The organism is Mesorhizobium sp. M7A.F.Ca.US.010.02.1.1 (genome assembly GCF_004023085.1).
Classification (GTDB): Bacteria; Pseudomonadota; Alphaproteobacteria; order Rhizobiales; family Rhizobiaceae; genus Mesorhizobium.
The window spans coordinates 1-744 of sequence record NZ_RZRV01000114.1 but is presented as its reverse complement, the minus strand read 5'-3'; the positions used below and the strand labels follow the sequence as shown (position 1 = coordinate 744).

At 59.1% G+C, this 744-nt stretch carries 1 protein-coding gene; it reads left to right on the top strand.

Features of this window, described 5'->3' with window-relative positions; all coding sequences use genetic code 11:
* Positions 1 to 243 precede the first annotated feature (243 nt).
* Positions 244 to 744, top strand: a 501-nt coding sequence (locus EOA19_RS34965; RefSeq protein ID WP_245486469.1) for an FAD-binding oxidoreductase, incomplete at its 3' end; no start/stop codon positions are given.

Sequence of the window (744 nt, the reverse complement as noted above, 5' to 3'; positions counted from 1 at the left end):
TCGCCCTCGAACGCCCATCGTTCATCGTCGAAGGCGCTCCGACGCTGCATCAGCCGGTACACACGGCCATCCTGGCGCGCCGCAAACACGAACCGATCATCCGCAAGGGAATCCGCGCCCTTCACGTTGCCGTGATGTCACTGGATATGTAATCGAAATACTCGATCATAACTCGGCAGGGATGCTTCTGTTGCGGGGGGCCTGGAACTGACATCTTGGCTCGACTTCAAACCGAGATGAATGATGAACGCACACGTTTCCTTTGGGGCCCCCGACCTCCTCCCGATGAGGCGCCATCGGCAATGGGCACAAACCACATCGCAGCTTGTACTCTGCCGTCGTGTCATCGAGGAAACGCCCGATGTGAAAACCTTCGTTTTCACATCCCCGACGGATCGGATGTTCTGCTTCAGCGCGGGACAGTATGTGCTCGTGCACCTCAAGATCGAGGGTGCCGCGGTGACGCGCTCTTACTCTGTTTCGTCACCACCGACGCGACCGCTCGACCTGCAGATCACGGTGAAGCGAACACCGGGCGGCCTGGTTTCGAATTGGCTCCACGACAATTTGGGGGCGGGCGACGAGATCGAGATCGAAGGGCCGCTCGGCTCATTCAGTCTCGATGACCTGCCCTATGAAAAGCCGCTCTTCCTTTCGGGCGGCAGCGGGATAACGCCGGTGATGTCCATGCTGCGTGCGCTTACCGACCGCGCGGCCGACCAGGATATCTCATTCGTTCATAGT